This is a genomic window from Psychrobacter sp. TB20-MNA-CIBAN-0197 (assembly GCF_040309765.1).
Lineage (GTDB): Bacteria > Pseudomonadota > Gammaproteobacteria > Pseudomonadales > Moraxellaceae > Psychrobacter > Psychrobacter submarinus.
In genome coordinates this window covers 1-252 of the sequence record NZ_JBEOPC010001057.1, presented here as the reverse complement: position 1 = coordinate 252, position 252 = coordinate 1, and the positions used below count along the sequence as shown (strand labels likewise).

The 252-nt window shown below is 60.7% G+C and carries 1 protein-coding gene; it reads left to right on the top strand.

What is annotated here, in order from left to right; genetic code table 11:
- A partial coding sequence (locus tag AAEY83_RS17135; RefSeq protein WP_351061068.1) for a Rid family detoxifying hydrolase occupies positions 1-252 on the top strand: 252 nt, incomplete at both ends.

Genomic DNA, 252 nt, shown 5'->3' with positions numbered 1-252 from the left:
AGATTCCTCTGGACCCGAAAACCATGGAACTGGTTGAGGGCTTCGAAGCCCAGACCGTCCAGGTCTTCGAGAACCTCAAAGCCGTGGCCGAAGCCGCCGGCGGTTCGTTCAAGGACATCGTCAAACTGAACATCTTCCTCACCGACCTGAGCCACTTCGCCAAGGTCAACGAGATCATGGGCAAGTACTTCGACCAGCCATACCCTGCCCGCGCCGCCATTGGCGTGGCCGCCCTGCCGAAGGGTGCGCAGG